Source organism: Bradyrhizobium sp. STM 3561 (assembly GCF_045571455.1).
GTDB classification, from domain to species: Bacteria; Pseudomonadota; Alphaproteobacteria; order Rhizobiales; family Xanthobacteraceae; genus Bradyrhizobium; species Bradyrhizobium vignae.
The window spans coordinates 5,921,734-5,947,335 of sequence record NZ_CP120695.1; the positions used below are offsets into that span (position 1 = coordinate 5,921,734).

Annotated in this window: 25 protein-coding genes, 1 tRNA gene and 2 pseudogenes; 12 read left to right on the forward strand and 16 right to left on the reverse strand. The window is 64.0% G+C overall.

From position 1 onward, the window contains the following. Nucleotides 1-124: 124 nt before the first annotated feature. From P6U28_RS28090 to P6U28_RS28115, 6 genes are all read right to left on the reverse strand, one after another. The gene (locus P6U28_RS28090; RefSeq protein WP_122400894.1) at nt 125-985 is read right to left on the reverse strand and encodes a D-amino-acid transaminase; all 861 of its coding nucleotides are present in this window, start codon (nt 983-985) and stop codon (nt 125-127) included. A gap of 187 nt (nt 986-1,172) precedes the next feature. Further along, on the reverse strand, nt 1,173-1,904 hold the full coding sequence (locus P6U28_RS28095; protein WP_122400893.1) for an amino acid ABC transporter ATP-binding protein: 732 nt from the start codon (nt 1,902-1,904) through the stop codon (nt 1,173-1,175). 191 nt (nt 1,905-2,095) lie between these two features. Next, entirely contained in the window at nt 2,096-2,788 is a 693-nt protein-coding gene (locus P6U28_RS28100; protein WP_122400892.1) for an amino acid ABC transporter permease, read from the reverse strand. A gap of 4 nt (nt 2,789-2,792) precedes the next feature. Then, a complete protein-coding gene (locus P6U28_RS28105; RefSeq protein WP_407120285.1) occupies nt 2,793-3,524 on the reverse strand; it encodes an amino acid ABC transporter permease in 732 nt (243 codons plus the stop codon). Nucleotides 3,525-3,641: 117 nt separating this feature from the next. After that, the gene (locus P6U28_RS28110; protein ID WP_129142635.1) at nt 3,642-4,553 is read right to left on the reverse strand and encodes an amino acid ABC transporter substrate-binding protein; all 912 of its coding nucleotides are present in this window, start codon (nt 4,551-4,553) and stop codon (nt 3,642-3,644) included. Nucleotides 4,554-4,640: 87 nt separating this feature from the next. Further along, entirely contained in the window at nt 4,641-6,026 is a 1,386-nt protein-coding gene (locus P6U28_RS28115; protein WP_129142636.1) for a M20 family metallopeptidase, read from the reverse strand. Nucleotides 6,027-6,292: 266 nt separating this feature from the next. Between P6U28_RS28115 and P6U28_RS28120 the strand changes: the two genes are divergently transcribed. After that, nucleotides 6,293-7,672, forward strand: a complete 1,380-nt coding sequence (locus P6U28_RS28120) for an LLM class flavin-dependent oxidoreductase (RefSeq protein WP_122400889.1) — start codon at nt 6,293-6,295, stop codon at nt 7,670-7,672. Nucleotides 7,673-7,733: 61 nt separating this feature from the next. Here P6U28_RS28120 and P6U28_RS28125 read toward each other — a convergent pair whose 3' ends face one another. The 4 genes from P6U28_RS28125 to P6U28_RS28140 form a co-directional block, all read right to left on the reverse strand. Further along, the gene (locus P6U28_RS28125; protein WP_407120286.1) at nt 7,734-9,395 is read right to left on the reverse strand and encodes a thiamine pyrophosphate-binding protein; all 1,662 of its coding nucleotides are present in this window, start codon (nt 9,393-9,395) and stop codon (nt 7,734-7,736) included. A gap of 292 nt (nt 9,396-9,687) precedes the next feature. Next, entirely contained in the window at nt 9,688-10,191 is a 504-nt protein-coding gene (locus P6U28_RS28130) for a GFA family protein (protein WP_122400887.1), read from the reverse strand. A gap of 221 nt (nt 10,192-10,412) precedes the next feature. Continuing rightward, nucleotides 10,413-11,540: an alkene reductase gene (locus P6U28_RS28135; protein ID WP_407120287.1), complete on the reverse strand. Its 1,128-nt coding sequence runs from the start codon at nt 11,538-11,540 to the stop codon at nt 10,413-10,415. 119 nt (nt 11,541-11,659) lie between these two features. Then, complete coding sequence (locus P6U28_RS28140) at nt 11,660-13,156, reverse strand: aldehyde dehydrogenase family protein (protein ID WP_122400885.1); 1,497 nt, start codon at nt 13,154-13,156, stop codon at nt 11,660-11,662. 180 nt (nt 13,157-13,336) lie between these two features. On the opposite strand from P6U28_RS28140, the gene P6U28_RS28145 reads away from it, so the two are divergent. Then, complete coding sequence (locus P6U28_RS28145; protein WP_209294655.1) at nt 13,337-14,182, forward strand: SDR family oxidoreductase; 846 nt, start codon at nt 13,337-13,339, stop codon at nt 14,180-14,182. A gap of 154 nt (nt 14,183-14,336) precedes the next feature. Here the strand turns inward: P6U28_RS28145 and P6U28_RS28150 are convergent, their stop codons facing one another. Next, nucleotides 14,337-14,543 (reverse strand): hypothetical protein, encoded by a 207-nt coding sequence (locus tag P6U28_RS28150; RefSeq protein ID WP_025033895.1) that lies wholly within the window; start codon nt 14,541-14,543, stop codon nt 14,337-14,339. A gap of 205 nt (nt 14,544-14,748) precedes the next feature. On the opposite strand from P6U28_RS28150, the pseudogene P6U28_RS28155 reads away from it, so the two are divergent. Together P6U28_RS28155 and P6U28_RS28160 are read left to right on the forward strand one after the other, a co-directional pair. After that, nucleotides 14,749-15,003: pseudogene (locus P6U28_RS28155) on the forward strand (winged helix-turn-helix domain-containing protein); the annotation flags it as partial. After that, nucleotides 15,001-15,309, forward strand: a pseudogene (locus P6U28_RS28160) (sensor histidine kinase); the annotation flags it as partial. The pseudogenes P6U28_RS28155 and P6U28_RS28160, both read left to right, overlap by 3 nt. On the opposite strand, the gene P6U28_RS28165 reads toward P6U28_RS28160, so the two are convergent. Then, entirely contained in the window at nt 15,306-15,446 is a 141-nt protein-coding gene (locus P6U28_RS28165) for a hypothetical protein (RefSeq protein WP_164936762.1), read from the reverse strand. The pseudogene P6U28_RS28160 and the gene P6U28_RS28165 overlap by 4 nt on opposite strands. Nucleotides 15,447-15,525: 79 nt before the next feature. Here P6U28_RS28165 and P6U28_RS28170 point away from each other — a divergent pair, with 79 nt between their 5' ends. From P6U28_RS28170 to P6U28_RS28190, 5 genes are all read left to right on the forward strand, one after another. Further along, nucleotides 15,526-16,095 (forward strand): alpha-ketoglutarate-dependent dioxygenase AlkB, encoded by a 570-nt coding sequence (locus P6U28_RS28170; protein ID WP_122400883.1) that lies wholly within the window; start codon nt 15,526-15,528, stop codon nt 16,093-16,095. Between the two features lie 298 nt (nt 16,096-16,393). Next, nucleotides 16,394-17,323 (forward strand): alpha/beta hydrolase, encoded by a 930-nt coding sequence (locus P6U28_RS28175; RefSeq protein WP_129142643.1) that lies wholly within the window; start codon nt 16,394-16,396, stop codon nt 17,321-17,323. A 154-nt stretch (nt 17,324-17,477) separates the two neighbouring features. Then, on the forward strand, nt 17,478-18,701 hold the full coding sequence (locus P6U28_RS28180; RefSeq protein ID WP_164936770.1) for an ABC transporter substrate-binding protein: 1,224 nt from the start codon (nt 17,478-17,480) through the stop codon (nt 18,699-18,701). A 112-nt stretch (nt 18,702-18,813) separates the two neighbouring features. Next, a complete protein-coding gene (locus tag P6U28_RS28185) occupies nt 18,814-19,905 on the forward strand; it encodes an enolase C-terminal domain-like protein (RefSeq protein WP_122400881.1) in 1,092 nt (363 codons plus the stop codon). Between the two features lie 145 nt (nt 19,906-20,050). After that, nucleotides 20,051-20,509 (forward strand): NUDIX hydrolase, encoded by a 459-nt coding sequence (locus tag P6U28_RS28190; RefSeq protein WP_407120288.1) that lies wholly within the window; start codon nt 20,051-20,053, stop codon nt 20,507-20,509. Nucleotides 20,510-20,549: 40 nt separating this feature from the next. Here P6U28_RS28190 and P6U28_RS28195 read toward each other — a convergent pair whose 3' ends face one another. The 4 genes from P6U28_RS28195 to cpdR all read right to left on the reverse strand — a co-directional run bounded on the left by P6U28_RS28195 (nt 20,550) and on the right by cpdR (nt 22,048). Beyond that, nucleotides 20,550-21,086, reverse strand: a complete 537-nt coding sequence (locus P6U28_RS28195) for a DUF488 family protein (RefSeq protein WP_209294654.1) — start codon at nt 21,084-21,086, stop codon at nt 20,550-20,552. Nucleotides 21,087-21,115: 29 nt separating this feature from the next. Beyond that, nucleotides 21,116-21,343, reverse strand: a complete 228-nt coding sequence (locus P6U28_RS28200) for a DUF2945 domain-containing protein (RefSeq protein ID WP_122400878.1) — start codon at nt 21,341-21,343, stop codon at nt 21,116-21,118. A gap of 198 nt (nt 21,344-21,541) precedes the next feature. Next, nucleotides 21,542-21,616: transfer RNA gene (locus tag P6U28_RS28205), tRNA-Val, on the reverse strand. Nucleotides 21,617-21,688: 72 nt separating this feature from the next. Continuing rightward, on the reverse strand, nt 21,689-22,048 hold the full coding sequence (cpdR, locus tag P6U28_RS28210; RefSeq protein ID WP_007597092.1) for a cell cycle two-component system response regulator CpdR: 360 nt from the start codon (nt 22,046-22,048) through the stop codon (nt 21,689-21,691). Nucleotides 22,049-22,378: 330 nt separating this feature from the next. Between cpdR and P6U28_RS28215 the strand changes: the two genes are divergently transcribed. The 3 genes from P6U28_RS28215 to P6U28_RS28225 all read left to right on the forward strand — a co-directional run bounded on the left by P6U28_RS28215 (nt 22,379) and on the right by P6U28_RS28225 (nt 25,587). Then, nucleotides 22,379-23,269, forward strand: coding sequence for an N-formylglutamate amidohydrolase (locus P6U28_RS28215; RefSeq protein ID WP_209294653.1), 891 nt, complete (start codon nt 22,379-22,381; stop codon nt 23,267-23,269). 528 nt (nt 23,270-23,797) lie between these two features. Then, on the forward strand, nt 23,798-24,580 hold the full coding sequence (hisN, locus tag P6U28_RS28220) for a histidinol-phosphatase (protein ID WP_407120289.1): 783 nt from the start codon (nt 23,798-23,800) through the stop codon (nt 24,578-24,580). Nucleotides 24,581-24,600: 20 nt separating this feature from the next. Next, nucleotides 24,601-25,587, forward strand: a complete 987-nt coding sequence (locus P6U28_RS28225) for a tripartite tricarboxylate transporter substrate binding protein (RefSeq protein WP_209294652.1) — start codon at nt 24,601-24,603, stop codon at nt 25,585-25,587. Nucleotides 25,588-25,602: the final 15 nt, after the last annotated feature.

The following is a 25,602-nucleotide window of genomic DNA, read 5'->3' on the forward strand; positions in this document are numbered from 1 at the left end:
TGCGCCTCAGCGCAGGTTTCGTACGGTGGGCAAAGGCGCACTTGCGCCGTGCCCACCATTTCTCCATGAATCCAACAGAAGACGTGGGCACGCCTCGCTTTGCCCACCGATAGCGGAGTGCGGCTCAGACCGCCGTCGCCTTGGCGAACTCCACGTAGATCTCGCGCAGCCGCGTTGCCATCGGGCCGGGCTCACCATTACCGATCTTCTTGCCGTCGATCGCGACCACCGGCTGCACGAAGGAGGATGCGCTGGTGATGAAGGCTTCCTTGGCGGCGAGCGCCTCGGCGACGGTGAAGGACCGCTCCTCGACACGGAGCTGGCGCTCCTCGGCAAGCGCGATCACGGCTTTGCGGGTGCAGCCCGGCAGGATCGCGTTGGAGTTCTTGCGGGTGACGATGACATCGTCCTTGGTGAGAATGAACGCCGAGGACGAGCCGCCTTCGGTGACATAGCCGTCTTGCAGCATCCAGGCTTCGCCGGCGCCGGCTTCGGCCGCAGCCTGCTTCGCCAGCACCTGCGCCAGCAGCGCGACGCTCTTGATGTCGCGGCGCTCCCAGCGGATGTCGGGCACCGTGATCACATTGATGCCGGTCTTTGCCACCGGAGCGTTGATGATGTCCTTCTCGGAGGTGAACATCACCAGGCTCGACTTGACGTCGCCCTTGGGGAACGGGAAGTCGCGGCCCTTGTCGGCGCCACGCGTGACCTGGAGGTAGACGAGGCCGCTTTCGAGCTTGTTGCGCGCGATCAGCTCCTTCTGCAGCTCGGTGATGCGCTCGACCGTCTCGGGCAGCTTCAGCTTGATCTCGCCGACAGACCGCTCCAGCCGCGCGAGATGCGAGGCATTGTCGACCAGCTTGCCATCCAGCACCGCCGAGACCTCGTAGATGCCGTCGGCGAACAGGAAGCCGCGATCAAGGATCGAGATTTTGGCTTCCGAGAGCGGGACGAATGAGCCGTTGACATAGGCGAGCGGGTCCAAGGCAAGTCTCCTGGCGGGAAAGGGAATTTAGCCATCGGTATAGGAGATTTGCCGGGCCCGATAAACCCTCGATCCGTCATTCCGGGGCATTCGCAAAGCGAATGAGCCCGGAATCCATCTCACATCGCGTACGGCCGCCAAATGGATTCCGGGCTCGCGACTGCGTCGCGCCCCGGACTGGCAACGTCTAATGCGACAGAATCTTCGACAAGAACTTCTGCGCGCGGTCACTGCGGGGCTTGCCGAAGAAGTCTTCCTTCGGAGCGTCCTCGACGATTTCACCGCGGTCCATGAAGATGACGCGGTTGGCGACCTTGCGGGCGAAGCCCATCTCATGGGTCACGACCATCATGGTCATGCCTTCGCGGGCAAGATCGACCATGACGTCGAGCACTTCGCTGACCATTTCGGGGTCGAGCGCCGAGGTCGGCTCGTCGAACAGCATCACGATCGGATCCATCGCGAGCGCGCGGGCAATCGCAACACGCTGCTGCTGGCCGCCGGAGAGTTGCGCGGGAAACTTCTGCGCCTGCTCTTTAAGCCCGACGCGCTCCAGCAGTTGCATGCCCTTGGTGACCGACTTGTCGTGGCCACGGCCAAGCACCTTCTCCTGGGCGAGGCAGAGATTGTCGATGATCTTGAGGTGCGGAAACAGCTCGAAATGCTGAAACACCATTCCGACGCGCGAGCGCAGTTTCGGCAGATTGGTCTTGGGATCATTGACCTTGGTGCCATCGACCAGGATGTCGCCGCTCTGGAACGGCTCCAGCGCATTGACGCATTTGATCAGGGTCGACTTGCCCGAGCCGGAGGGACCGCAGACCACGACCACCTCGCCCTTGGTGACGCTGGTGGTGCAGTCGGTCAGCACCTGGAAACTCGGGCTGTACCATTTGTTGACGTGGCTGATTTCGATCATGTGTTTCTCAAGCGCCTCAGCAGTCTCGATTCACCTCTCCCACGGGGAGAGGTCGGCGCGAAGCGCCGGGTGAGGGGTACAGGTCCATCGTCGGGGCGAAACCCCTCACGCGGATCGCTCGCGCGATCCGACCTCTCCCTGTGGGAGAAGTGAAGGGCACCTCATTTCGGAATCTGGAGTTCACGATCCACCTAGCGAATGATGGCGATGCGCGCCTGGAGACGGCGGACTCCAAAGGACGCGATACAGGAAATGGTGAAGTAGACGACTGCTGCGAACAGGTACATTTCGACGAGGCGCCCGTCGCGCTGGGCGACCTTGCTCGCCGCGCCGAGGAAGTCGGTGATCGACAGCACGTAGACCAGCGAGGTGTCCTGGAACAGCACGATGGTCTGCGTGATCAGCACCGGCAGCATGTTGCGGAAGGCCTGCGGCAGCACGACGTAGCGCATGGTCTGGGCGTAGGTCAGGCCCAGCGCACTCGCCGCGGCCGGCTGGCCGCGCGAGATCGACTGGATGCCGGCGCGCATGATCTCGGAGAAGTACGCCGCCTCGAACATGATGAAGGTGATGAGCGAGGAGGCGAACGCGCCGACGCTGATCGGGCGCGAGGCGCCGGTCAGCCATTGCCCGATATAGGGCACCAGGAAGTAGAACCAGAAGATGACCAGCACCAGCGGAAGCGAGCGCATGAAGTCGACATAGATGCCGGCGATCCGGCCGAGCAGCTTGAGGCCGGAGAGGCGCATCAGGGCAAGCGCCGTGCCGAAGATCAGGCCGCCGAGAGCTGCGAGCCCCGTCAGCGTCAGCGTGAACGTCATGCCCTCATAAAACAGGTAGGGCAGCGCGCGGCGGATGACGTCGAAATCGAAGTTGCCGAGCATGGCGCTATTTCCCCGTGATGTAGCCGGGGATCGCGACCCAGCGCTCGAGGAAGCGCATCGCGGTCACGACGACGGCGTTGACGAGGAGATAGAGGATGGTCGCGGCGGTGAAGGCCTCGAACACCTGGAACGAGAATTCCTGCATCGAGCGCGCCTGTCCGGTCAGCTCGAGCAGGCCGATGGTGATTGCGACCGCGGTGTTCTTGATGGTGTTGAGGAACTCGGAGGTCAACGGCGGCAAGATAATGCGGAAGGCCATCGGCAGCAGCACGTAGCGATAGCCCTGCACCGTGGTGAGGCCGAGCGCGGTCGCCGCCATCCTCTGCCCACGCGGCAGCGAGGAGATGCCCGCCTGCAACTGCACGGCCACGCGTGCCGACATGAAGAAACCGACGCCGATCGCAGCCGTCCAGAACGGCGCGTTCGGCAGCTGCTTCAGCCAAGTGCCCGCACCTTTTGGCAGCAGTTCCGGCAGCACGAAGAACCACAGGAACAGCTGCACGAGCAGCGGCATGTTGCGGAAGAACTCGACATAAAGGAAGCCGAACCAGTTGGCGCCCTTCGACGGCATCGTGCGCATGACGCCGACGATCGAGCCGGTGATCAACGCGATGATCCAGGCCAGCGCCGCCGTCTTGAGAGTCAGCGCCAAACCCGACAACAGCATGTCGAGATAGGTGCCGGTCCCCATCGGGTTCGGCTGGAAAAAGATTCCCCAGTTCCAGTTGTAGTTCACGTGTCCCCCGCGCGAACGCGCCAGCCATGGATGTCCTGAGCGCCTATGCAAATGTCCGGCCACCCTGGTGTCAAGAGTGGCCGGACATGATCCCGATCGAAAGATCGAGGCTTTATCTTACTTGTAGTCGTCCGGGTTCGGCGAGTCCGTCGGCTTGGCGAACTCGTTCTTCAGCTCGGCCGAGATCGGGGTGTTGAGGTTCAGGCCCTTCGGCGGGATCTTCTGGGTGAACCACTTGTCGTAGATCTTCTGAGCCTCGCCCGAGGTGTAGAGCGCGGCGGTCGCAGCATCCACCACCTTCTTGAAGGCGGGATCGTCCTTGCGCAGCATGATGCCGTAGGGCTCGGGCTTGGAGAACGCGTCCTTGGAGACGGCGTAGTCGTCCGGGTTCTTCGAGCCGGCGACGAGGCTCGCGAGCAGGATGTCGTCCATCACGAAGGCGACCGCACGGTCGGTCTCGACCATCAGGAAGGCCTCGGCGTGATCCTTGGCCGGGATGATGTTTGCGCCGAGTCCCTTCGCGACGTTGGCTTCGGTGAGCTGCTTGATGTTGGTGGTGCCGGCGGTCGAGACCACGGTCTTGCCCTTGAGGTCGTCGATCGACTTCAAGCCGCTCGACTTCTTGAAGACGTAGCGGCTGGCGGTCAGGAAGTGGGTATTGGTGAAGGCGACCTGCTTCTGGCGCTCGGCATTGTTGGTGGTCGAGCCGCATTCGAGGTCGATGGTGCCGTTGGCCATCAGCGGGATGCGCGTCGCCGAGGTCACCGGGTTGAGCTTGACCTCGAGCTTGTCGAGCTTGAGCTCCTTCTTCACGGCCTCGACGATCTTGTAGCAGATGTCCATCGCGAACCCGACGGGCTTCTGGTTGTCGTCCAGATAGGAGAACGGGATCGAGGAATCGCGGAAGCCGAGCGTGATCGCGCCGGTGTCCTTGATGTTCTTCAGCGTGCCGGTCAGCTCCTGCGCCCCGGCCTGGCTGACGACGAAGGTTGCGGCGAGCGCGAGCCCGATGTGACGGAAATGTTTCACGTTTTTCTTCCCCTTTCGGATGATGCGGCCCGGATGCAAGCACAAATCGAGCCGGATTAGAATGTAACTTTCGGCTGGATTATCGGCTCAGGTTAACGGCGCCGGCAACTCGCCGAGATCCCAGAACAGCCCGGCCATCACCGTCAAGGCCTCTTCGGTCAACGGCAGCAGGATGTGCTCATTGGGCGCATGCTGGGAGCAGCCGGGATAGGAGTGCGGGACCCAGATCGTCGGCAGGCCCAGGACCTCGGAGAACACGTCATTGGGCAGCGAGCCGCCAAAGTTCGGCAGCACGGCCGGCGCCTTGCCGGTGGTCTCCTGCACCGAATCCGCCGCCCATTTTATCCACGGGCTGTCGAAATCGGTGCGCGATGCAGCAAAACTCTGCGCCGCGCGCACCTCGACCATTGGAAACCCCTTCTGGACCAGATGCGCGCGGATCGCCTCGATCAGCCCGTCAATTTTGGTGCCGACGACGAAACGCAGTTGCAGCACGGCACTGGCGCGGCCGGGAATGGCGTTCGCCGGCTTCTCGATATTGCCCGACGACATCGCCAGCACCTCGAGCGTATTCCAGGCATAGAGCCGTTCGGCCGCCGACAACCCCTCCTCGCCCCAGTTCTCGGCCAGCGCCGGCTCGTCCGCTGTCGGCACCACCTCAACGTCGGCGAGATAGCTGCGGATTTGGTTGGTGAGCCGCGGCGGCTTCAGGGCCTCGAGCTGGAGGCGGCCATGACCGTCGACCAGGGTCGAGATCGCGTTGACCAGGATGGTCGCGGGGTTGGCGAGCACGCCGCCCCAATTGCCGGAATGATGCCCGCCATCGCGCAAATTCACGTCGAGATGAATGCGGATGCCGCCGCGGCAGCCTAGAAACAGCGTCGGCCGATCGGCCGACAGGCGTGGGCCGTCGGAGGCCATGAACAGGTCGGCCTTGAGCGCATCGCGATTGAGATCGCAGACCTTGCCGAGATCGGGCGAGCCGATCTCCTCGCCCATCTCGATGATGAACTTGGCGTTGAACCCGAGCTTGCCGCCGCGCGCGTCGCGCACCGCACGGAGCGCGGCCATGTTGATGCTGTGCTGGCCCTTGTTGTCGGCGGTGCCGCGGCCATAGAGGCGCGTACCCGCAATTGTCGTGCGCCAGGGATCGCGCCCCTCGCGCCACTCGCCTTCCATGCCGTCGACGACATCGCCATGGCCGTAGACCAGCACGGTCGGCGCGGACGCACTCTCGTGATGCTCGGCGAACAGGAACGGCGCCTTGCCGCTTGGGGATTCGACGATGCGGCTGGTGAAGTCGAGCGCGGCGAAGGCCGGCTGCATCTCCTGCTCCAGATAGGCTCGCAGCTCGGGGCCGCGCGACGGATTCTGGCTTTCGGTCCGATACGCGACGCGGCGGTCGAGTTCAGCGAGGAACGCACCGGATTTGAAATCGTCGCGGGCGCGGGCGATGGCGTCGGCTCTGGTCATTGCTTTCGTTTTCAAGGTTTCGATGCCGGCGAACGTAGCGAGGTACATAGGCCGTCGAAAGTGGCGGGGCGTTGGATCGTTCTTGGGCGGTTCTTGGGCGGTTCTTGGGATTTCGTTCTTGCTCGCTTGAGATTGGCTCGCCAAGCGCGGCGCACCGCTGATTTTGACCTTGCCAATCCCCAAACATATGCAAGAACTTCGCCAAGTTGGGGCGCACAAATCTATCATTCGAAGAGCGCTCAGTACAGGGCGCCGAGGGGACCAGCATGGCCAAAGAGATCAGGCTCAACGCCTTTGCGATGAATTGCGTCGCACACCAGTCACCGGGCCTTTGGACCCATCCGCGCGACCGCACCGCCGAGTATAACCGCCTGCCCTACTGGATCGATCTCGCCAAGACGCTGGAGCGCGGCCGTTTCGACGGGCTGTTCCTGGCGGACGTGCTCGGGGTCTACGATGTCTATGGCAACAGCCCTGACGCAGCCTTGCGCAATGCAGCACAGACGCCGTCGAACGAGCCGCTGCTGCTGCTCTCGGCGATGGCCGCGGTGACGCAAAATCTCGGTTTCGGCGTCACCAGCAATCTGTCGTTCGAGCCGCCCTACCCGTTCGCGCGGCGGATGTCGACGCTGGATCATCTCACCGAGGGACGCATCGGCTGGAACGTCGTCACCGGCTATCTCGACAGCGCCGCGCGCGGTGCCGGCAAGGACAAGCAGACCGGACATGACGACCGCTACGACATCGCCGACGAATATATGGAGGTGGTGTACAAGCTCTGGGAAGGAAGCTGGGAGGACGATGCCGTGCTGCGCGACCGGACGCGCGGCATCTTTACCGATCCCGCAAAAGTTCATCGCGTCAATCACGAGGGCGCGAACTACCGCATCAACAACACCATTCACCTCAGCGAGCCATCGCCGCAGCGCACGCCCGTGCTGTACCAGGCCGGCACCTCGCCGCGCGGCCGCCAGTTCGCCGCACGCCATGCCGAGTGCGTCTTCATGTCGGGACCGTCGGCCAAGGTGATCGCGCCGCGCGTCTCAGCGATCCGGCAAGAGGCCGCTGCGCTCGGCCGCAACCCGGCGGAGATCCTGATGTTCTCGATGATGACGATCATCCTTGGACGGACGGAAGCCGAAGCCAGGGAGAAATACGCCGACTACCGCCGTCACATCAGCCCCGAGGGAGCGCTGGCGCTGATGTCGGGATGGACCGGCGTCGACTTCTCCGGCTACGACCTCGACCAGCAGGTGCGCCATGTCCAGAACGACGCCGGCCGCAGCGCGATGGACAACGTCACCCGCGCTGATCCTGATCGCATCTGGACGGTGCGCGATGTGATCGAGCATGTCGGCATCGGCGGCGCCGGTCCGGTCGTGGTCGGCACGCCCGAGATGGTCGCTGATAAAATCGAGGACTGGTTCGAGAAGACCGACGTTGACGGTCTCAACGTCGCGTTCGCGATCTCACCCGGCGATTTCGAGGACATCGCCGATATGCTGGTGCCGGAGCTGACCCGGCGCGGGCGGTACAAGAGCGATTATGCCAAGGGTACGCTGCGGGAGAAGCTGTTCGGTGAGGGGCGCGCGAGGCTCGACGGGCCGCATCCGGCCGCAGGGTATCGGGTGGGGAGGAAAAGATAGCCACCACGTGCCCCCGGGCTGAACATCAAGTCGGGCGCTGAGAACGTGGCGCCAGGCCGCCCTACACCTTCCCGTCCACCATCACCTCGATCAGCTTCGTCCCCGGCCGGCCGAACGCCGACGCCAGCGTCGCCCTCAGCTCGCAGGGGTCGCTGATCTTGATCGCCTCGCAGCCGAGCGCCTTCGCGATGCCGGCAAAATCCACGGGCGGATCGACGAAGTCCATGCCGACGTAATTGTCATCGCCATGGAAGGCGAGCAGCCGCTGCTTGATGATGCGATAGCCACCATTGTTGACGATGACGATGTTGAGCGGCAGCTTGTGATGCGCGGCCGTCCACAGCGACTGGATCGAATACATCGCGCTGCCATCGCCCGAGAAGCACACCACGGGGCGATCCGGATTGGCGATGCTGGCGCCGACTGACGCCGGCAGGCCCCAGCCGATGCCGCCGGAGGCAAGTCCGTGGTAGCCATAGCGATCGCGATGCGGCCGCAGCGCCGTGATCTGGCGGCTGGAGGTGAGCCCTTCATCGACGAGAATGGCATTATCAGGCATCGCCTCGACCATCTGCAGCACCAGAAAATCCGGATCGATTGGCGTGCGGGCGGCGCTCCTGCCGATCTGCTCGACGAGCGCGGCGCGGCGTGCGGTCCAGTTCTTCGGCGCGAGTTCGGCGAGACGTTGCTTCGCGCGGCCCGCGAGTGTCGCGCCGCCCATCTCCTTCAGCACGGGAATCAGCGCGCGCAGCGTTTCCTTCAAATCCGCCTTCAGCGCGATCTCGGCACCGTAGTTCTTGGCGATCTCCCAATCGACGAGACCGACCTGCACGATGCCAAGGCCATCCGGCAGCGCGTCCACTTCGCTGTAAACCGACATCCGCAGGGGATCGCCGCCCAGCGCGATCAGGAGATCGTACGGCGCAAGCGTATCGCGTGCGGCCTTCTGCACGCGCGCCAACGTGCCGATGAAGCTCGGACTCTCCGAGAGAAAGTGCGAGCCATAGGGCGTCGAGGATTGGTAGGCGGCCGCGCCGAGCAGCTCGGCCAACTCAGCCGCCTCGTTCAGAGCATCGCTCTTGACCACCTCGTCCATGGTGACGATCACAGGCCGTTCGGCTTTCAGCAGCCGTGCGGCAAAGGTCTTCAACGCTTCATCCGACGGCCTTGCACGCGCGTCGATGCGGGTGGAGCGGCCGAGATCGATGCCGGCTTCGCTGTTGAGGATGTCGCCGGGCAGCGAAATGAACACCGGCCCGGTCGGCGGCGTCATCGCCACCTTGGCGGCACGGCGCACGATGCGCGGCAGATCCTCCAGCCGCGTCACCTCGACCGCCCATTTCACCAGCGGCTCGGCCATACGCACCAGAGGACCATAGAGCACCGGCTCCATCAGGCCGTGGCCCTGCTCCTGCTGGCCTGCAGTCAAAATCATCGGCGTGCCCGTGAACTGGGCGTTGTAGAGCGAGCCCATGGCGTTGCCGAGGCCGGGCGCGACGTGAACGTTGCAGGCGACGAGCTTGCCGGAGGCGCGGCTGTAGCCGTCGGCGATCGCCACCACCAGGCTCTCCTGCATCGCCATCACATAGGTGAGATCGGGATGGTCCTTCAGCGCATGCATGATCGGCAGCTCCGTGGTGCCGGGATTGCCGAACAGATGCGAGACGCCCTCGTCCTTGAGCAGCGCGAGAAAGGCGGAGCGGCCGGTGATCTTGTTCTTCATGTTTCCTCCAGGAGCGGACGTTGCCGCAAGGACGGAGGCATGATGGCCGAAGTTTTGGGATGCGCGCAAGGAAGCGCGCTCATGGCTGCGTTGCGTGGAAGCCCCACTCTCGTGTCCCGGACGCGACGCAACGTGCAACGTTGCGGCGCAGGGCCGGGACACAGATATTCGCGCCGAGTTCGCTGAGGCATGGGCACCGGCTCAGCAGCCACCGCCGCACCGGACCATGCTTCGCATCGCAGGGGAGGCGCTGCGCCGCGTCCTGGGCACGAGAGCGGAGGTGCGGCTCGCACTATATCTCCTCGCGGCCCAGCTCGAACGGATCCTCGCCGCCCGCGCGCTTCTTCTTTTTCGAGCGCTGCCAGACCACGCCCGGAAAGCCCTTCAGCGGCACCAGCGGCTCGCCAGTATAGGCCCATTCCTGCAGCTCCTCGATCGCGATGTGATAGAGCGGTTGGCGGCCGGTGCGTTCGTTGAACAGGGCACGGGGAATGTTGACCATGTGCGGTCCGCGCGGACGTTCGTACATGATCGGCGTCCCGCAATGTGAGCAGAAGCTGCGCGCGGTCTTGGTTACCTTGTCCTCGTAGCGGGTGAGCACGGTCTTGCCGGACGTGATGCGAAAGCGCTTCTTCCAGCTACCGATATAGGTCGCGTAAGCTGCGCCGTGGGCGCGGCGACTGGCGGCGGAGTGATCATGCCATGCCCAGCGCGCGGGAACGTCGATCTCGAAGGTGACCTTGCCGCAGAGGCATTGGCCGGTGGCTATTCCTGCGGCGGCTGCGGCTTTGGCCATGGAAGTCTCCCCGTCGTCATTGCGAGCGCAGCGAAACAATCCAGGCTGCCTCAACGGAGAGATGCTGGATTTGCTTCGCTGCGCTCGCAATGACGGAATTTGTGGTGGTGGTCGGAGCAACACAAAAGTCCCGTACCCCGGATGGAGCGAAGCGCAATCCGGGGATCTTGACGCGGGGACGATCCCGGATTGCGCTGCGCTCCATCCAGGCTACGGCAGCGTCAGGCGGGCGTCAGCTCGTCATACACCGGATAATCCGTATACCCCTTCTCCTCGCCGCCATAGAACGTCGCGCGGTTGTACGGCGTGATCGGATAGTCGTGCTCCAGCCGCCGCGGCAGATCCGGATTGGAGATGAAGATGCGGCCGAAGGCAATGATATCGGCGTGTCCCTCGGCGATCGCCGCGTTTGCGGTCTCGCCGGTAAAGCCGCCGGCGGTCATCAGCACGCCACTGTAGAGTGGGCGGAACAGCACCATCGCCGACGGCACATTCTCCCAGTGCACGTCGGCGCGGCCGGCGCCGCTCGAGCGCGGCTCGATGAAGTGCAGGTAGGCCAGGCCGAGCTTGTCGAGCGCCTTCACGACATGGGTGTAAAGCGGCATCGGATCGGGCTCGCCGGAATCATTGGCGATGCCATGTGGCGACAGCCGGACGGCGACGCGGTTCGCGCCCCAGACGTCGATCGCGGCCTGCGTGACTTCGAGCAGAAGGCGCGCGCGGTTCTCGATCGAGCCGCCATATTGATCGGTGCGCTGGTTGCTGCGCGACTGCAGGAACTGCTCGAGCAGATAGCCGTTGGCACCGTGGATCTCGACGCCGTCGAAGCCCGCGGCAAGCGCGTTCTTGGCACCCTGCCGGAACGCCTCGATGATGTCCTTGACCTCCTCGGTCTCCAGCGCGCGCGGCGTCTCGTAGTCGGCGATCTTGCCGTCGGCCGTCATCGCCTTCATGCCTTCGGCCTTGATCGGGATGGCCGAGGCCGAAACCGGCAGCGCACCGCCGTGGAAAGAAGAGTGAGAGACGCGGCCGACATGCCAGAGCTGGAGGAAGATGATGCCGCCCTTGGCATGCACGGCATCGACCACCTTGCGCCAGCCCGCCACTTGCGCCTGCGAATAGATGCCGGGTGTCGCCGGGTTGCCGCGGCCATGCGAGAGCACCGGCGAGGCTTCGGCAATGATCAGGCCGCCTTTCGTCGCGCGCTGGCGGTAATATTCAGCATTGAGCGGACGCGGGGAAAAGCTGTCGCGCTCGGCGCGCATCCGGGTGAGCGGTGCCATCGCCACGCGGTGTGCAAGTTTGTACGGACCAACCTGCAACGGTTGAAACAACGCTTCGAATTTCATGTGGGCCCCGAACGACTAGGAAAGGACGCGGATCATATAGCGAGGGGCAGCGACCGGAAAAGGTGCTGCCCCGCGAAGGCAGATATTCCCTTCCGCGGAACACGGGAGGGATATGGATCTTACGCCGTCTTGATCCAGACAGCCTTCACGTTGAGATATTCCTCGACATGCTGCTTGCCGGACTCGCGGCCGTAGCCACTCATCTTGTAGCCTCCGAACGGCACGGCTGGATCCATCGCCTGGTAGCAGTTCACCCACACCGAGCCAGCACGCAGGCGCTTCGCCACTGCATGGGCCTTGCTGACGTCGCGCGTCCACAGACCGGAGCCGAGGCCGAAGGTGGTGTTGTTGGCGCGCTTGACCAGCTCGTCCATGTCCTTGAACGCGATCGCGGAGATGACCGGACCAAAAATCTCCTCCTGCGCGATGCGCATGTCGTCCTCAACGCCCGCGAACACCGTCGGTGAGACGAAGAAGCCCTTCGACAATGCGCCCTCGGTGACGCGACCCCCGCCGGCGAGCGCCTTGGCGCCTTCCTTCTGACCGATGTCGAGATAGCCGGTGACGCGCTCGAGCTGCTGCTCGGAGACGAGCGGACCGATCTGCACGTTGGGATCGAGGCCGTTGCCGACCTGCAGCTTCTTGCCGAACTCGGCGACGCGACCGACGAATTCGTCATAGATCGATTGCTCGACGAACAGGCGCGTGCCGGCGCTGCAGATCTGACCCGAATTGGCGAATACCGCCATCGCCGCGCCCGGCACCGCCGCGTCGAGATCGGCATCCGCGAACACGATGTCCGGCGACTTGCCGCCGAGCTCGAGCGAGACGCGCTTCAAGTTGCCGGCCGAGGCGCGGATGATCGACTGGCCTGTCACATGCGAGCCCGTGAAGGCGACCTTGTCGACATCATGATGCGAGGCCAGCGCCGCGCCCGCGGTCTCGCCGTAGCCGGGAACGACGTTGACAACGCCCGGCGGAATGCCCGCTTCCATCGCGAGCTCGGCGATGCGCAGCGAGGTCAGCGGCGCCTCTTCGGCGGGCTTGAGCACCACGGTGCAGCCGGTCGCGATCGCCGGGCCGATCTTCCAGATCGTCGCGGTCAGCGGGCCGTTCCACGGGATGATGGCGCCGACGACACCGACCGGCTCCTTCAGAGTGTAGGAGAAGATCTCGCCGGGCAGCGAGTTCTCGATGGTCTCGCCGTGGATTGCCGTGGTCTGGCCGGCGTAATAGCGCAGCATGCCGATGGCGCGCAGGCGATAGGCGCGGGTGCGGCTGAGAGGCGCGCCCATGTCGAGCGTGTCGAGCTGCGACAATTCGTCGAAGTTCTTCTCGACGAGGTCGGCGAGCCTCAAGAGCAGGTTCTGCCGCTCGAACGGCTTGACGTTGCTCCACGGACCTTCGAACGCGCGGCGAGCGGCGGCAACGGCACGATCGATGTCTTCCTTGTCGCCTTCGGCGACCGTTGCAAGCAGCTCGCCGGTTGCGGGATTGCGGGTCTCGAAGCGCTTGCCTGAGGCGGCGTCGACCCACCTGCCGTCGATCAGCATCTGCTTGTAGGACCCATTTGCGAACGGATGGCGCGTGATCGGAATAGCCTGCGACACAGCCATGGCTGCACTCCCTGTCAGGTTATTGATTGGCTCGATCTGGGCGGGATCGTTCGATCGAGGATACAGCCGTGGCAGATAGGCGTAAAGGCAGCACGGACCGAAGACCTCCCATGCCGACTTGTGCAGGGTCGCACTGCTGTCATGTTATAGCTCGACGAGAGCGTTCCACGGAGACCATCCATGCCACATCCCGCCATCACCAAAGACAATGTTGCCGTGATCACGGGTGGCGCATCCGGCATCGGATTTGCCGCTGCCATCGCCTTTGCGCGCGCTGGAATGAAGGTGTGTATCGCCGATGTCGACGAGACACGGTTGGCAGAAGCTGCAACAAGACTGTCATCCGTCACGGCTGCCACGAACGTGATGACTCTCGCCGTCGATGTCAGCGAGATCGAAAGCGTGACGGAACTGGAGCGCGCAGTACGCGAGCGGTTTGGCGGGACCGACATCCTCATGAACAATGCCGGAATCCAGCCGGGCAGCACGCTGTTCGGCGAGCCCGATCATTGGCAGCGCATCATCGGCGTCAACATGTGGGGCATCATCAACGGCTCGCGGATCTTCGCGCCGAGCATGATCGCACGCGGCAGGTGTGGCCTCATCATCAATACCGGCTCCAAGCAGGGCATCACCACGCCGCCGGGCGATCCCGCCTACAATGTCTCGAAGGCCGGCGTGAAAGCGTTCACCGAGGCGCTCCAACACGAGCTGCGCAACAGCAAGGACTGCCACATCACGGCTCATCTGTTGATCCCGGGCTTCGTCTTCACCGGCCTCACCGCCAAGGGACGCACCGAGAAACCGGCCGGCGCCTGGACGCCGGAGCAGACGGTCGATTTCATGCTGGCGCGGCTGGAGGCCGGCGATTTCTACATTCTTTGTCCGGACAACGACGTGCCGCGCGCTCTCGATGAGAAGCGTATGCTCTGGGCCGCCGGCGACATCATCGAGAACCGCCCGCCATTGTCGCGCTGGCACCCGGATTACGCGGATGCGTTCAAGAAGTTCGTGGAGGCGGAATAGCAATCAGACCCTCATGGTGAGGAGCGCGCCCTTGCGCGCGTCTCGAACCATGCAGGCCCGGCTGGGGCCTCTATCCTTCGAGACGCCCGCTTTCAGCGGGCTCATCAGGATGAGGGTCGGAGTGTTCGCGCCCGGCAAGTTTCGCGCAAACGCCCTACAGCGTCTCCTGCTTGTGCCCGCAATTCTTGCAGGCGAACTTGACGCGGGTCTGCCCCTTCTCCGCCTGCACCCGGTTCGGCGCGCCGCACTTGCCGCAGACGGCCTCGATTCGGGTGGTGCCCTGCTTGACGACGATGGTCTTCTTTTCCATCGATTCGCGGATCAGGCGTTCGGCCTCCTCGCGCAGGGATTGTTTCGACAAAGCTCGTCTCCGCCTCTGGAAAGCGCGAGAGCCATATCGCACCCGCGGTCGAAGCACAATGCGTGATGGAGATCGCAGCCGGTCAAGACGTCATTCGGATAGTTGCCGAGCGCAGGCGAAGACGCGGTAGAACTGCGCGCCGTCGTAGGCGACCAGCAGCAGATCGACGCCGGCGTTGATCGCTTCCGCCACGGCCTTGCAGACACTAACGCAAGGCAGTCTCCTGATCGATCCCGACCAGCACGTGGCGTCCTTCGCTGGCGCACCGCTCAAACTGACGGCGATCGAGCTCGGCATTTTGTGCGCGTTCCTGACCCGTCCGACCTCGGTGTTCAACCGCGAGCAGCTGATGCGGGCGGCCTATCAGCTCAACATCCAGGTCTCCGACCGCACCATCGACAGCCGCATCCGCAACATCCGCGCCAAGCTCGCGGCACTTTCCTGCGACAACGTGATCGAGAAGGCGCTGATCGTGCTGTCGCATCTCGCCGACAATGCGATGCGGCACAAGGCGCAGACGATCAGGCTCGAGGCGGCGGACGAGCGTACGACCTTGCGGCTGACCGTGAGCAATGACGGCGAACCGATCTCGGCCCCGAACCGCGACCGGATCTTTGACGCGTTCTTCACCACCCGCCGGGACCAGGGCAGCACCGGGATGGGGCTGGCGATCGCGCGTGCGGTGATGGCGAGCCATGGCGGCTCGATCAGGCTGAAGCCGACCGACGGGGGCGCGGCCTTCGAGCTCCAACTCCCTCTGGCCTAGATCGCGAACACCCAGGCGGCAACAATGGCGCCGATGGTGACGAGACCGGCGATGGTCCAGCCGGCGGCGTATTCCAGCTCAGGATGACCGGTCGCGCGCATGATCTCAACCGGATCGGCGGTATGCTTCTCTGCCATGACAGCCTCGCACGTTTCTTCCCGCGTCTTATGTAAGTCGCACCAGCCGTCTTTAGGTTCCATCACGGAAATGCGAGAAATGACGCAGCTTGGTTTGTTCGCCGATGCGCAGGCAGGCCCAACCGGTCTTCGCTATACGAACAATTTTATCGGTGCCGCCGCCGAGCAGGATCTGATTGGCCGCATCGCAGCATTGCCGCTCCGGCGCTTCCAGTTCGGCGCCTTCGAGGGCAACCGCCGCGTGGCATCGTTCGGCTATCGCTACGACTACGCGCTGCAGCGGCTCATCGAGGCCGAGCCGATCCCGGACTGGGTGCGGCCGGTCGCGCGCCAGGTCGAGGCATGGGCGGGGCTCACAGAGGGCAGCGTCCGGCAGGTGCTGTGCACCGAATATGAAGTTGGCGTCGGCATCGGCTGGCATCGCGACAAGCCGCATTTCGACAAGGTCCTCGGCCTATCGCTGGGCGCTCGTTGCAAATTCCGCTTCCGCCGCCGCAACGGCGACAAGTGGGAGCGCCACGCGCTCGAAGCCCTGCCGCGTTCGCTCTACATGATGGACGGTGAGGCGCGGTCGCAATGGGAGCACAGCATCCCGCCGGTCGAGGCGCGTCGCTACTCCATCACTTTCCGGACGATGAAGCCGCGATAAGCAGGCGGTCCAAAACAAAAACTGCGAAAACAACCCCATGCACAGTAGAAAGCCGTTGCCGGCTCGAGACCGGGCGACGCCGGACAACGGCCTGATGAATCGAGACAAAACGGCTGCTCCGCGCAATCCTCCCGGGCCCCGCGAAGCTGCCTTCCAAATGCGGCGACATGCCAAGCGCCTGGTCCGTGCTGGCCGAAGGTGCCGCGAATTCGCCTCAAGCCCAGCCGACTAATGAGGCGAATTGAAAAGACAGGCCAGATCAGCGAGCCAATATGAGCCCCGCAAGGCCGGCATCATCATGAAGAATTGTCTGACATTTTTCCTGCTTCTGACCATGACCACGGCCTCCGCGCACGGACCTGTGCCGGGCCGGCTGCCGCCGCCCTCCGGTCTCGTGCAAGTGGGCCTGACCGATTCCGACACCACCGCCGGCGGCACCGCGCGGCTATGCGAGCAGGTCACCTTCTCGCGCGGTCTGCGCTATGGCGAGACCGAGGCCAATGCGCTGGATGTCGCGACCAGCGCCACCAAGGCGGACACACCGCGGCCGGTGCTGCTGTTCGTGGCGGGGGATACCTTCACCGGCGACCGCGCCGCGCCGGAGCTGTCGCGCCAGATCCAGGACCAAGCCATGTGCTTTGCGGCGCGCAACGACATGATCGGGGTCCGCGTCAACTATCGCCTGGCGCCCTCGGCGACCTGGCCGGCCGGCGCGTCCGATGTGGCGGCGGCGCTGTCCTGGGTCCACGGCAATATCGATCTCTTCAACGGCGATGCTCGCGAAATCGTCGCGGTCGGCTACGGCGCCGGCGCCTTCCATGTCGCCACCCTGCTGGCGCATCCCGAGCTGCAGACCGACGGCGCCGACGTCGCCGGCGTCGTGCTGGTGTCCGGGATCTACCGCGTCGGCAAGGACGCGAGCGACAGCGAGAAGGCCTATCTCGGCCCAGATGCCACCCAATACGACAAGCGATCGGTCTTCCCCGGCATCCTCAATGTCGACGTGCCGATCGTGCTGGCCTGGGCCGCGGACGATTCCGCCGGCCTCGTCGCGCAAGGCGAGACCCTGAAGAAGACGCTGTGCGGCGCGGGCCATTGCCCGCGCAGCGCATTGCTGCGCAGCCGCGACGGCATCGCGGCCGCGTTTGGCCTCGATGGCTCGGGCGATAGTCTTGCGGAGCCGACGCTGCTGCTGGTGCACCAGCTCGAGGCGCGGGGTTTGCCGTAGCAGGCGTGTCAACACGCCTGCCATTTCGTTCGGCCCTGCGCCGGGTTGAAGCGGACTCGCCCAGCCATACGATCGCCAAACGCTCGACCTACACCAACCCGCCTTGCTGCGGATTGAGCCGACCTCGTTGGGGGCCAACGACAAGGTGTCGAGCATGCGCGTCACCGGCAGACTGCTGTTCGTTCTGATCGTTGCTTCGGCCTCGCTTGGGGCGATGTCGCTGCAACACACCGAGCAACCCGCAACCGACAAGGAAATCCGAATCGGCAATGTCATGCCTTATTCGGGACCGCTGTCGGAGTTCGGCGCGATCGGCCAGGCTGAGGCCGCCTATTTCGACATGGTCAACGCGCGTGGCGGGATCAACGGCCGCAAGATCCGCTTCATCACCCGCGACGACAATTCCGATCCGGGAAGCGCGCTGGAGCTGACGCGCAGTCTGGTCGAGAGCGAGGACGTCCATCTGATGTTCGGCTCGTTCGGCACGCCCGGAAACCTCGCGACTCGCCGGTATCTGAACGAGAAGAAGATCCCGCAGCTGTTCGTCGCCTCCGGCGATGAGGAGCTGAGCCAGCCAAGCGCGTTTCCCTGGACCATGGGCTGGCAGCCGTCGTTCAGGTCGGAGGGGCGGATCTATGCCAACTACATCCAGGCCTACTACCCCCAAAAGAAGATCGTGGTGCTCTGGCAGAACGACCAGTTCGGGCGCATGCTCTACAAGGGCATCCAGGAAGGCCTTGGCGATCTCAACCGTCACGTCCTCGTCGACATCGCCTTCGACATTGGCGATGAGCATCTCGACGGGCACGTCTCGATTCTCAAACGCGCCGGCGCCGACATCTTCGTCTTTCTCGGCGTGCCGTCGACGGCGTCCAAGGTGATCAAGCTGGCGGCGTCGCTCAACTGGCATCCGGTCTTCATCGTCAACGATGCCTCCGCCTCGATCGCCAACGCGATGGCGCCCGCGGGCCTCGAGAACTCCGCCGGCGTGATCTCGGCGGCCTTTCTGAAGGACCCGAGCGATCCCGCCTGGAAAAACGATTCCGCCATGAAGGACTGGTTCGCCTTCATGGACAAATACCATCAGGTCGAAAGCACCAACAACAGCGCCGCACTCTATGGCTACGCCGCGGCCGAGGCGCTGACGCAGGTGCTGACGCAATGCGGCGATGATTTCTCGCGCGACAATATCATGCGTCAGGCGGCTTCGCTCAGGGACTACCAGCCCTCGGTCGCCTTGCCCAACATCAGGATGAACACCTCGCCGGACCGCTATCTGCCGATCAGGCAGATGCGGCTGGTCCAGTTCGACGGACGCTCGTGGCAGCCCTTTGGTGAGGTGATCGAGACGGCGTTCACGGAAGGCGCGGCGCGGTGAATCACAAACCCGCGCAACCCCCATTTTGTGGTGGCCGGGCCAGGCGCCTTTTCGTTTCCTCACGGATGTTTAAGATCGGTCGCAACCTGCATCTGCTCCGCCGGGAGACTCCATGACCGAGACCATCCGCATCAAACGCTTCCACGCGCGGCCCGTGATCGTGCCGATGAATCTGCCGCTCCAGACCTCGACCGGCGCAGTCGCCAAGGCGCCGCTGGTGCTGATCGACTGCGAGACCGATCAGGGCGAGACCGGCCATGCCTATCTGTTCTCGATCACGCCCTCGGCCTTGAAGCCGCTGACGGCGATGGTCACCGAAATGTCGGACTTGCTCGCCGGCGACGAGCTGCTGCCGTTCGAGATCGAACGCAAGCTGACCCAGCGCTTCACCCTGCTGGGCCTCGCCGGTCTGCAACGGCTGGCCCAATCCGGCATCGACATGGCCGCCTGGGACGCGCTGGCGCGCAGCAACGCCCTGCCGCTGGTGCGCCTGCTTGGCGGCACGCCGAAGCCGGTGAGGGCCTACAATTCGAAAGGCCTCGGCATCATGCCGGCCGGCGCCGCGGTCGAGGAAGCCCACAAGCTGCTCGCTGAAGGATTTCAGGCCGCCAAAATCCGCGTCGGCCGGCATGATGCGCGGGAGGACCTCGCCGTGGTGCGCGCGGTACGCAAGGCCGTCGGCGACCACGTGACGCTGATGTGCGACTACAACCAGGCGCTGACGGTGACCGAGGCCATCCGCCGCGGTGAGATGCTCGACGACGAGGGCCTCACCTGGATCGAGGAGCCGATCCGCCACGACGACTATGCCGGCTGCGCCCGCGTCGCGGACGCGCTGCATACGCCGCTGCAGATCGGTGAGAATTTTGACAGCGCGTTTTCGATGCAGTCCGCGCTCGCGGCGGAAGCCTGCGATTACGTGATGCCGGACGTGCAGCGCATCGGTGGCGTCACCGGCTGGCTTCGCGCCGCCGCGCTGGCGCATGCCGCCGGCATCGAGATGTCGACGCATCTGTTCTCGGAGGTGAGCGCGCATTTGCTCTGCGTGACGCCGACCGCACATTGGCTGGAATATGTCGACTGGGCCGATGCGGTGCTGGCAACGCGGCTGCAGATCAAGGACGGCTTTGCACTGCCGAGCGAAGAGCCCGGCAACGGGATCGCATGGGATGAGGCGGCGGTCGCCAAATATCTCGTTACATGAGGCCGCCTGTCGGCGCGTCGATCACCGATCGTCGGGTCTACGACCGAACGGCGGCAATCATGCTCAGCTCGACGGGAGCCCGACGAGGCTCGCCTGAGCGTATTGCGCAGCGGCGGTGCGCGCGATAACGCTTCCCCATGAGCACATGGCGGCACATCCCCGCATCCGCGTCGTCGCAATCGGCCTGCACTGGCGCGACGGGCGGCTGCTGGCCGCCGAGGTGCGCGACGATGCGGGCCGGATCAAGGCCGTGCGCCCGCTCGGCGGCGAGATCGAGTTCGGCGAGAGCTGGCACGCGGCGCTCGTGCGGGAATTCAACGAAGAACTCGGCATCGACGTCACCATCGCCAGCGAGCCCTTGCTGCTGGAGAACATTTTTGTGCATGAGGGATCGACCGGCCACGAGGTGATGTTCGTCGCGGAGGTCGCGTTTCCAGAGGGCGCCTTCGCCGGCCAGGACCGCATCGACTTCCGCGAGGACAACGGAGAAGAGATCGTCGCCCGCTGGTTCGACCTTGCCGATCTCGACCTGGATGGCGGACCGAGCCTCTATCCGACGGGCCTGAAGGACGTGCTGCGCGGCAACAGGTACAAGACGAATTGAACACGATGCTGCCTCGCATGAGCGCGCTGGCGAGGATTGGCTAATTCTCAGCCGGGTAGGCCAGGCGGCCGTCAGCCACGAGCCGCGCCGCCGGATTCATTTCTGCCTGTTCGACCTGCCCGGGTCCGAGAATGTGAAACACGGTCTCGCCGGCTGCGAGCAAGTAGTCCGTGATGATCCGCCGGTGGCATCGCCACCACAATGTTTCCGCGCACATGATGGCGCAGCGCCGGGTACGCCCGAGCTCGCGCAAATGAGCGAGGCCGTCGCGAAAGGCCGCGCTCATGGCGTGGTCAGCGTAATTGTGAAAGCTGCCGTTCTGCCAGAACGCATTGGTCTCGCGCGGCACCTCGCGCGTGCGGCTGCGCAGGCCGCCGAGAGCGGCGATGTGCTCATAGCCGATCGAAACAGCCGCCAACGATTGCGGCAGCGTCTCGCGATTATACTGCGGGTTGGTCCGCGAGCGGGGCACGGTGCGAACGTCGGCGACGAAGCTGATCGAGGTGCCCTGCAACAATTCGACGAATTCCTCGATCGAGCGTCTGGCATGGCCGATGGTGAAGAAGGGATGGGCCATGGGCAGCTCGTCGACTCCCGCTGTGCCGCTCAGCTTCGCAGCAACCGCAACGCCCGGCCCTTGTGCAGGGCGACGTGGTCGGTCGTGTCGCTCTTGATCTCGTATTGCGGATCGTCCGGGCTCGCATGGTGAGTGTGTCCCTTGTAGTCGACATCCCCGGTGTGGACGCGCAGGATATGGCCGCGTACCCGGCCGGCCTCGGAATTCCAGCTGACGTGATCCCCGCGCTTGAAGGATTTTGTGGAGGGCTTCGGCATGGCGGTACAATGCCGGGGGTCTCGGGGCGTTCCAGGAAACCAAGCTGGCGGCACCAGTCCGTCTTCGCTCTGCGAGCGACGCCGGACACGCTTACGTCGAGATTTGGGTGGCTTGCCGAGCCGAAGCTCGCGGCGGCAGCCCGCCTGCGCCCTTTGGGCTTCGGCGTGGCATCCTTCTCTCGCTTCGCGAGCGAAGGATGGTGGGCACGACAGGGATCGAACCTGTGACCCCTACCATGTCAAGGTAGTGCTCTCCCGCTGAGCTACGTGCCCTAGAAGTCATTTCATCGGTGGGGTCCCTATAACGGCTCAGGGGACCCGGCGCAAGGACGGAAGGGGGCCGGTTTAGGCCGCCAGCATCTTGTTCACTTCACTGACCAATTCGCGCAGGTGCACGGGCTTGGACAGCACCTTGGCGTTCTTGGGGGCGTCCGAATCCGAGTTCAGGGCGACCGCCGCGAAGCCGGTGATGAACATGATCTTGATGTCGGGGTCGAGTTCCGAGGCGCGGCGGGCGAGCTCGATCCCGTCCATCTCCGGCATCACGATGTCGGTGAGCAGCATCTCGAACGGCTCTTCCCGCAACCGCTGATAGGCGGCCATGCCGTTGTCGTGGGACGAGACCTGAAAACCGGCGTTTTCCAGCGCCTTGACCAGGAAACGGCGCATGTCGTTGTCGTCTTCGGCGAGCAGGATCTTTGGCATGGCAGGAAACGTCGAATCCCCAGAGGATATCAGCAGAGGTCACTAAGCCCGACAGAGGGTAAATTTGGGGTGAAAATCTTTACCTTGGGCCGGCTGCGCTGCCGGCTCTTTGTGAACCGGAATGGGCTCCGAATCAATCGAGCCGAATCGACTGATCGCCGCCGCGATAGCTGCACGGTTAAGACGTGTTCCAGCGCTCTTCGCATCTTTTCGCTTGGCAGAATGGTTGCGATTCCGGACAATGACGACACATAAGAGCCGCTCGACCGGCCGAATCGATGCGATCTGGTCCCTGCCAGATCCCGGCGCGAAGGGACGAAGCCTGAGAAGATGACCCGGTTTGACGGCGACATGTGTCCAGCCTTCGAGATCTTCGAGCCCGCCGAATGGCGCGCGCCTATCATCTTCAACTCGCCCCATTCCGGCTCGACCTATCCGGACGAATTCCTGGCGGCGTCACGGATCGACCTGCCGACGCTGCGGCGCTCGGAAGACTCGTTCATGGACGAGCTGATCGGCCATTTGAGCGAGCGCGGCTTTCCGACGGTGCGGGTCAACTTTCCGCGCTCCTATGTCGACGTCAACCGCGAGCCCTATGAGCTCGATCCCCGCATGTTCGCCGGACGGCTGCCGAGCTTCGCCAACACCCGGTCGATGCGGGTCGCGGGCGGCCTCGGCACCATTCCGCGCGTGGTCGGCGATGGCCAGGAGATCTATCGCGACCGCATCCTGGTCGACGACGCGCTGGGGCGGATCGAGATGCTCTACAAGCCCTATCATCGTGCGCTGCGCCGGCTCATCAACAAGGTGCACCAGATGTTCGGCACCGTGGTGCTGGTCGACTGCCACTCGATGCCTTCGGTCGGCGTCAGCAGGGACGAGCCGCGCCGGCCCGACATCGTGATCGGCGATCGCTACGGCACGAGCTGTACGCCGCTGCTTCCCGATCGCGTCGAGGAGACCTTGTCAGGGCTCGGCTATTCGATCGGCCGCAACAAGCCCTATGCCGGCGGTTTCATCACCGAACATTACGGCAATCCCGCAAGCGGCCTGCACGCCGTACAGCTCGAGCTCAATCGCGCGATCTACATGGACGAGCGGCGGCGCGAGCGGAGCGCGCGCTTTGCACAAGTGGCCTCCGACTTCGGCGTTCTCGCCGACGTACTGGCAACCACGATTCCGTTCGCCGATCTCGGCCCGTTCCAGGCCGCGGCGGAATAGGTCCCGGCTCTTCTCCGTCCAATGATATTGTCTGCGAATGGCGCGATGGCGTCTTCGCTTTGCAAGCTTGCGCGCCTTGAAATGAAAGCAGAGGCGCCAAGAAAAAAGGGCCGCTTCTGATGAAGAAGCGGCCCAAGTCTAGGGAGGAAACGCCCAAGGAGGGCAGCGGTAACGCCAAGCGCTACCGCACCGCAACAATATGCGACCGCGCCGCACAAAGTGCAAGGGCTTTTGAGCGGTTTCCCATGCAATTCTCACATGGCTCAGTTGCTTCCAGAGAAACCCAGATTCAGTTTCTTTGATAAGGAAATTCAATGGGTTGATAGTCATTTGCATACAAACAAGGCAAGTGCGGAACTAAGTTTTCAACTCTGTGATCGATATTTGGCCAGGAGATGACTGGGATGAGGCAGCGTGCTCGGCATCCAAAATACCAGGGAGCAAAATCAAGACAGCGCTGCACGCGGCAGGCGAATTGAGCTAGGCAGGAGGCGCGTTCATCCAACCTTCGCTTCGAGGATTCGGCCTGTGACGGTGATCGACTTCTCCGCCTTCATCGGACGGCTCGCCACCGTCTCCGGCGAAACCATCCTGCCGTTCTTCCGCACCTCGCTGTCGATCGACGACAAGAGCAAGACCAAGGATTTCGACCCGGTGACGGAGGCCGACCGCGCCGCCGAGGCCGTGATGCGGCGGCTGATCAAGGCCGACTTTCCCCAGCACGGCATCGTCGGCGAGGAATTCGGCAACGAGCGCGAGGACGCCGACTACGTCTGGGTGCTCGACCCCATCGACGGCACCAAATCCTTCATCGGCGGTTTTCCGATCTGGGGCACGCTGATCGCGCTCTTGCACAAGGGCACGCCGGTATTCGGCATGATGCACCAGCCCTTCATCGGCGAGCGTTTTTCCGGCGACAATGGCTCGGCCCATTACAAAGGGCCCTCCGGCGAGCGCCGGCTCCAGGTCCGCCGCTGCGCTTCGCTGTCGGAAGCCACGACCTACACCACCAGCCCGCTGCTCATGAACGAGAGCGACCGCGCCATCTTCGGCCGCATCGAGCGCGGCGCGCGGCTGTCGCGCTATGGCGGCGATTGCTACTCCTATTGCATGCTCGCGGCCGGGCACGTCGACCTCGTGGTCGAGACCGAGCTGAAGTCCTATGACATCGCAGCGCTGATTCCGATCGTGACCGGCGCCGGCGGCGTCGTCACCACCTGGGAAGGCAAGCCGGCCCAGGCCGGCGGCCGCATCATCGCGGCCGGCGACGCGCGGGTTCACGAAGAAGCCTTGAGGCTTTTGAACCAATAACAAGCGCGCGGAGGGCTTGCATGACCGTCTCACGCAGGCTGCTCGTTGAATGGCTTCTATTGTTCTTGGGATTGTTCCTGCTGCCGCCGTCATTGGCATCGGCACAGAATTTTCCGGCCAAACCGATCAAGCTGATCGTGCCCTTCCCGGCCGGCGGCCCCAACGACATCATCGCGCGGGTGATCGGGCAGCGCATGTCGGAACTCTCAGGACAGCCGGTACTGATCGACAATCGCGGCGGCCAGGGCGGCGTGCTCGGCACCGATGCGGTTTCGAAGGCCCCGCCTGACGGCTACACCATCGCGATCTCCTCAGCCGGCGCACTCGCAATCAGCCCGAGCATGGAGAAGGTCGCCTATGACACGCAGGCGGATCTCACACCGGTGACGCTGGTTGCGACCGTGCCGGAAATGCTTGTGGTGGCCACCAACGTGCCCGCAAAGGACATCGGCGAATTGATCGCGCTCGCCAAGGCGCAGCCGGGCAAGCTCAACTTCGCCTCCTCCGGCCCCGGCAGCCTGCCGCACCTCGCCGGCGAATTGTTCAAACTGACGGCAAAGATCGACGTCGTGCACGTGCCCTATCGCGGCGCCGCTCCGGCCGTGAACGATCTCCTGGGCCAGCAGGTGCAGATGACCTTCCTCGACCTGCCGGTGCTGCTGCCACAGGTCAAGGCCGGCGCGCTGAAGCCGATCGCGGTCGGCTCCGCCGAACGCGCACCGACCGCGCCTGACGTGCCGACTCTTTCGGAAGCCGGTTTTCCCGATCTGCGCGTCGAGAACTGGTATGGCATGGTGGCGCCCAAGGGCACGCCGAGGGAGATCGTCGCGGCGCTGCATGCTCTCGCGACCAAGGCCATGGCGGATCCCGCGGTGAAGGAGAAGCTTGCCGCACAGGGCGCGACGCTGATCGGCGACGAGCCGGAGCATTTTCGCGGCTTCATCGCCGACGAGACCAGCAAGTGGGCAAAAGTGATCAAGGACGCGGGCGTGGAGACGGCGAAGTAGTCGTGCTTACCCTCC

What these genes read in the sequence shown, in the direction of transcription:
- P6U28_RS28180 (WP_164936770.1), top strand. Translation starts at nt 17,478, where the DNA reads ATGCGCGTCACCGGCAGACTGCTGTTCGTTCTGATCGTTGCTTCGGCC.
- P6U28_RS28125 (WP_407120286.1), bottom strand. Translation starts at nt 9,395, where the DNA reads ATGAAGAACAAGATCACCGGCCGCTCCGCCTTTCTCGCGCTGCTCAAG.
- P6U28_RS28115 (WP_129142636.1), bottom strand. Translation starts at nt 6,026, where the DNA reads ATGACCAGAGCCGACGCCATCGCCCGCGCCCGCGACGATTTCAAATCC.
- P6U28_RS28135 (WP_407120287.1), bottom strand. Translation starts at nt 11,540, where the DNA reads ATGAAATTCGAAGCGTTGTTTCAACCGTTGCAGGTTGGTCCGTACAAA.
- P6U28_RS28120 (WP_122400889.1), top strand. Translation starts at nt 6,293, where the DNA reads ATGGCCAAAGAGATCAGGCTCAACGCCTTTGCGATGAATTGCGTCGCA.
- P6U28_RS28190 (WP_407120288.1), top strand. Translation starts at nt 20,051, where the DNA reads ATGGCGGCACATCCCCGCATCCGCGTCGTCGCAATCGGCCTGCACTGG.
- P6U28_RS28195 (WP_209294654.1), bottom strand. Translation starts at nt 21,086, where the DNA reads ATGGCCCATCCCTTCTTCACCATCGGCCATGCCAGACGCTCGATCGAG.
- P6U28_RS28170 (WP_122400883.1), top strand. Translation starts at nt 15,526, where the DNA reads ATGACGCAGCTTGGTTTGTTCGCCGATGCGCAGGCAGGCCCAACCGGT.
- P6U28_RS28185 (WP_122400881.1), top strand. Translation starts at nt 18,814, where the DNA reads ATGACCGAGACCATCCGCATCAAACGCTTCCACGCGCGGCCCGTGATC.
- cpdR (WP_007597092.1), bottom strand. Translation starts at nt 22,048, where the DNA reads ATGCCAAAGATCCTGCTCGCCGAAGACGACAACGACATGCGCCGTTTC.
- P6U28_RS28140 (WP_122400885.1), bottom strand. Translation starts at nt 13,156, where the DNA reads ATGGCTGTGTCGCAGGCTATTCCGATCACGCGCCATCCGTTCGCAAAT.
- P6U28_RS28225 (WP_209294652.1), top strand. Translation starts at nt 24,601, where the DNA reads ATGACCGTCTCACGCAGGCTGCTCGTTGAATGGCTTCTATTGTTCTTG.
- P6U28_RS28145 (WP_209294655.1), top strand. Translation starts at nt 13,337, where the DNA reads ATGCCACATCCCGCCATCACCAAAGACAATGTTGCCGTGATCACGGGT.
- P6U28_RS28130 (WP_122400887.1), bottom strand. Translation starts at nt 10,191, where the DNA reads ATGGCCAAAGCCGCAGCCGCCGCAGGAATAGCCACCGGCCAATGCCTC.
- P6U28_RS28175 (WP_129142643.1), top strand. Translation starts at nt 16,394, where the DNA reads ATGAAGAATTGTCTGACATTTTTCCTGCTTCTGACCATGACCACGGCC.
- P6U28_RS28095 (WP_122400893.1), bottom strand. Translation starts at nt 1,904, where the DNA reads ATGATCGAAATCAGCCACGTCAACAAATGGTACAGCCCGAGTTTCCAG.
- P6U28_RS28215 (WP_209294653.1), top strand. Translation starts at nt 22,379, where the DNA reads ATGACCCGGTTTGACGGCGACATGTGTCCAGCCTTCGAGATCTTCGAG.
- P6U28_RS28200 (WP_122400878.1), bottom strand. Translation starts at nt 21,343, where the DNA reads ATGCCGAAGCCCTCCACAAAATCCTTCAAGCGCGGGGATCACGTCAGC.
- P6U28_RS28100 (WP_122400892.1), bottom strand. Translation starts at nt 2,788, where the DNA reads ATGCTCGGCAACTTCGATTTCGACGTCATCCGCCGCGCGCTGCCCTAC.
- P6U28_RS28165 (WP_164936762.1), bottom strand. Translation starts at nt 15,446, where the DNA reads ATGGCAGAGAAGCATACCGCCGATCCGGTTGAGATCATGCGCGCGACC.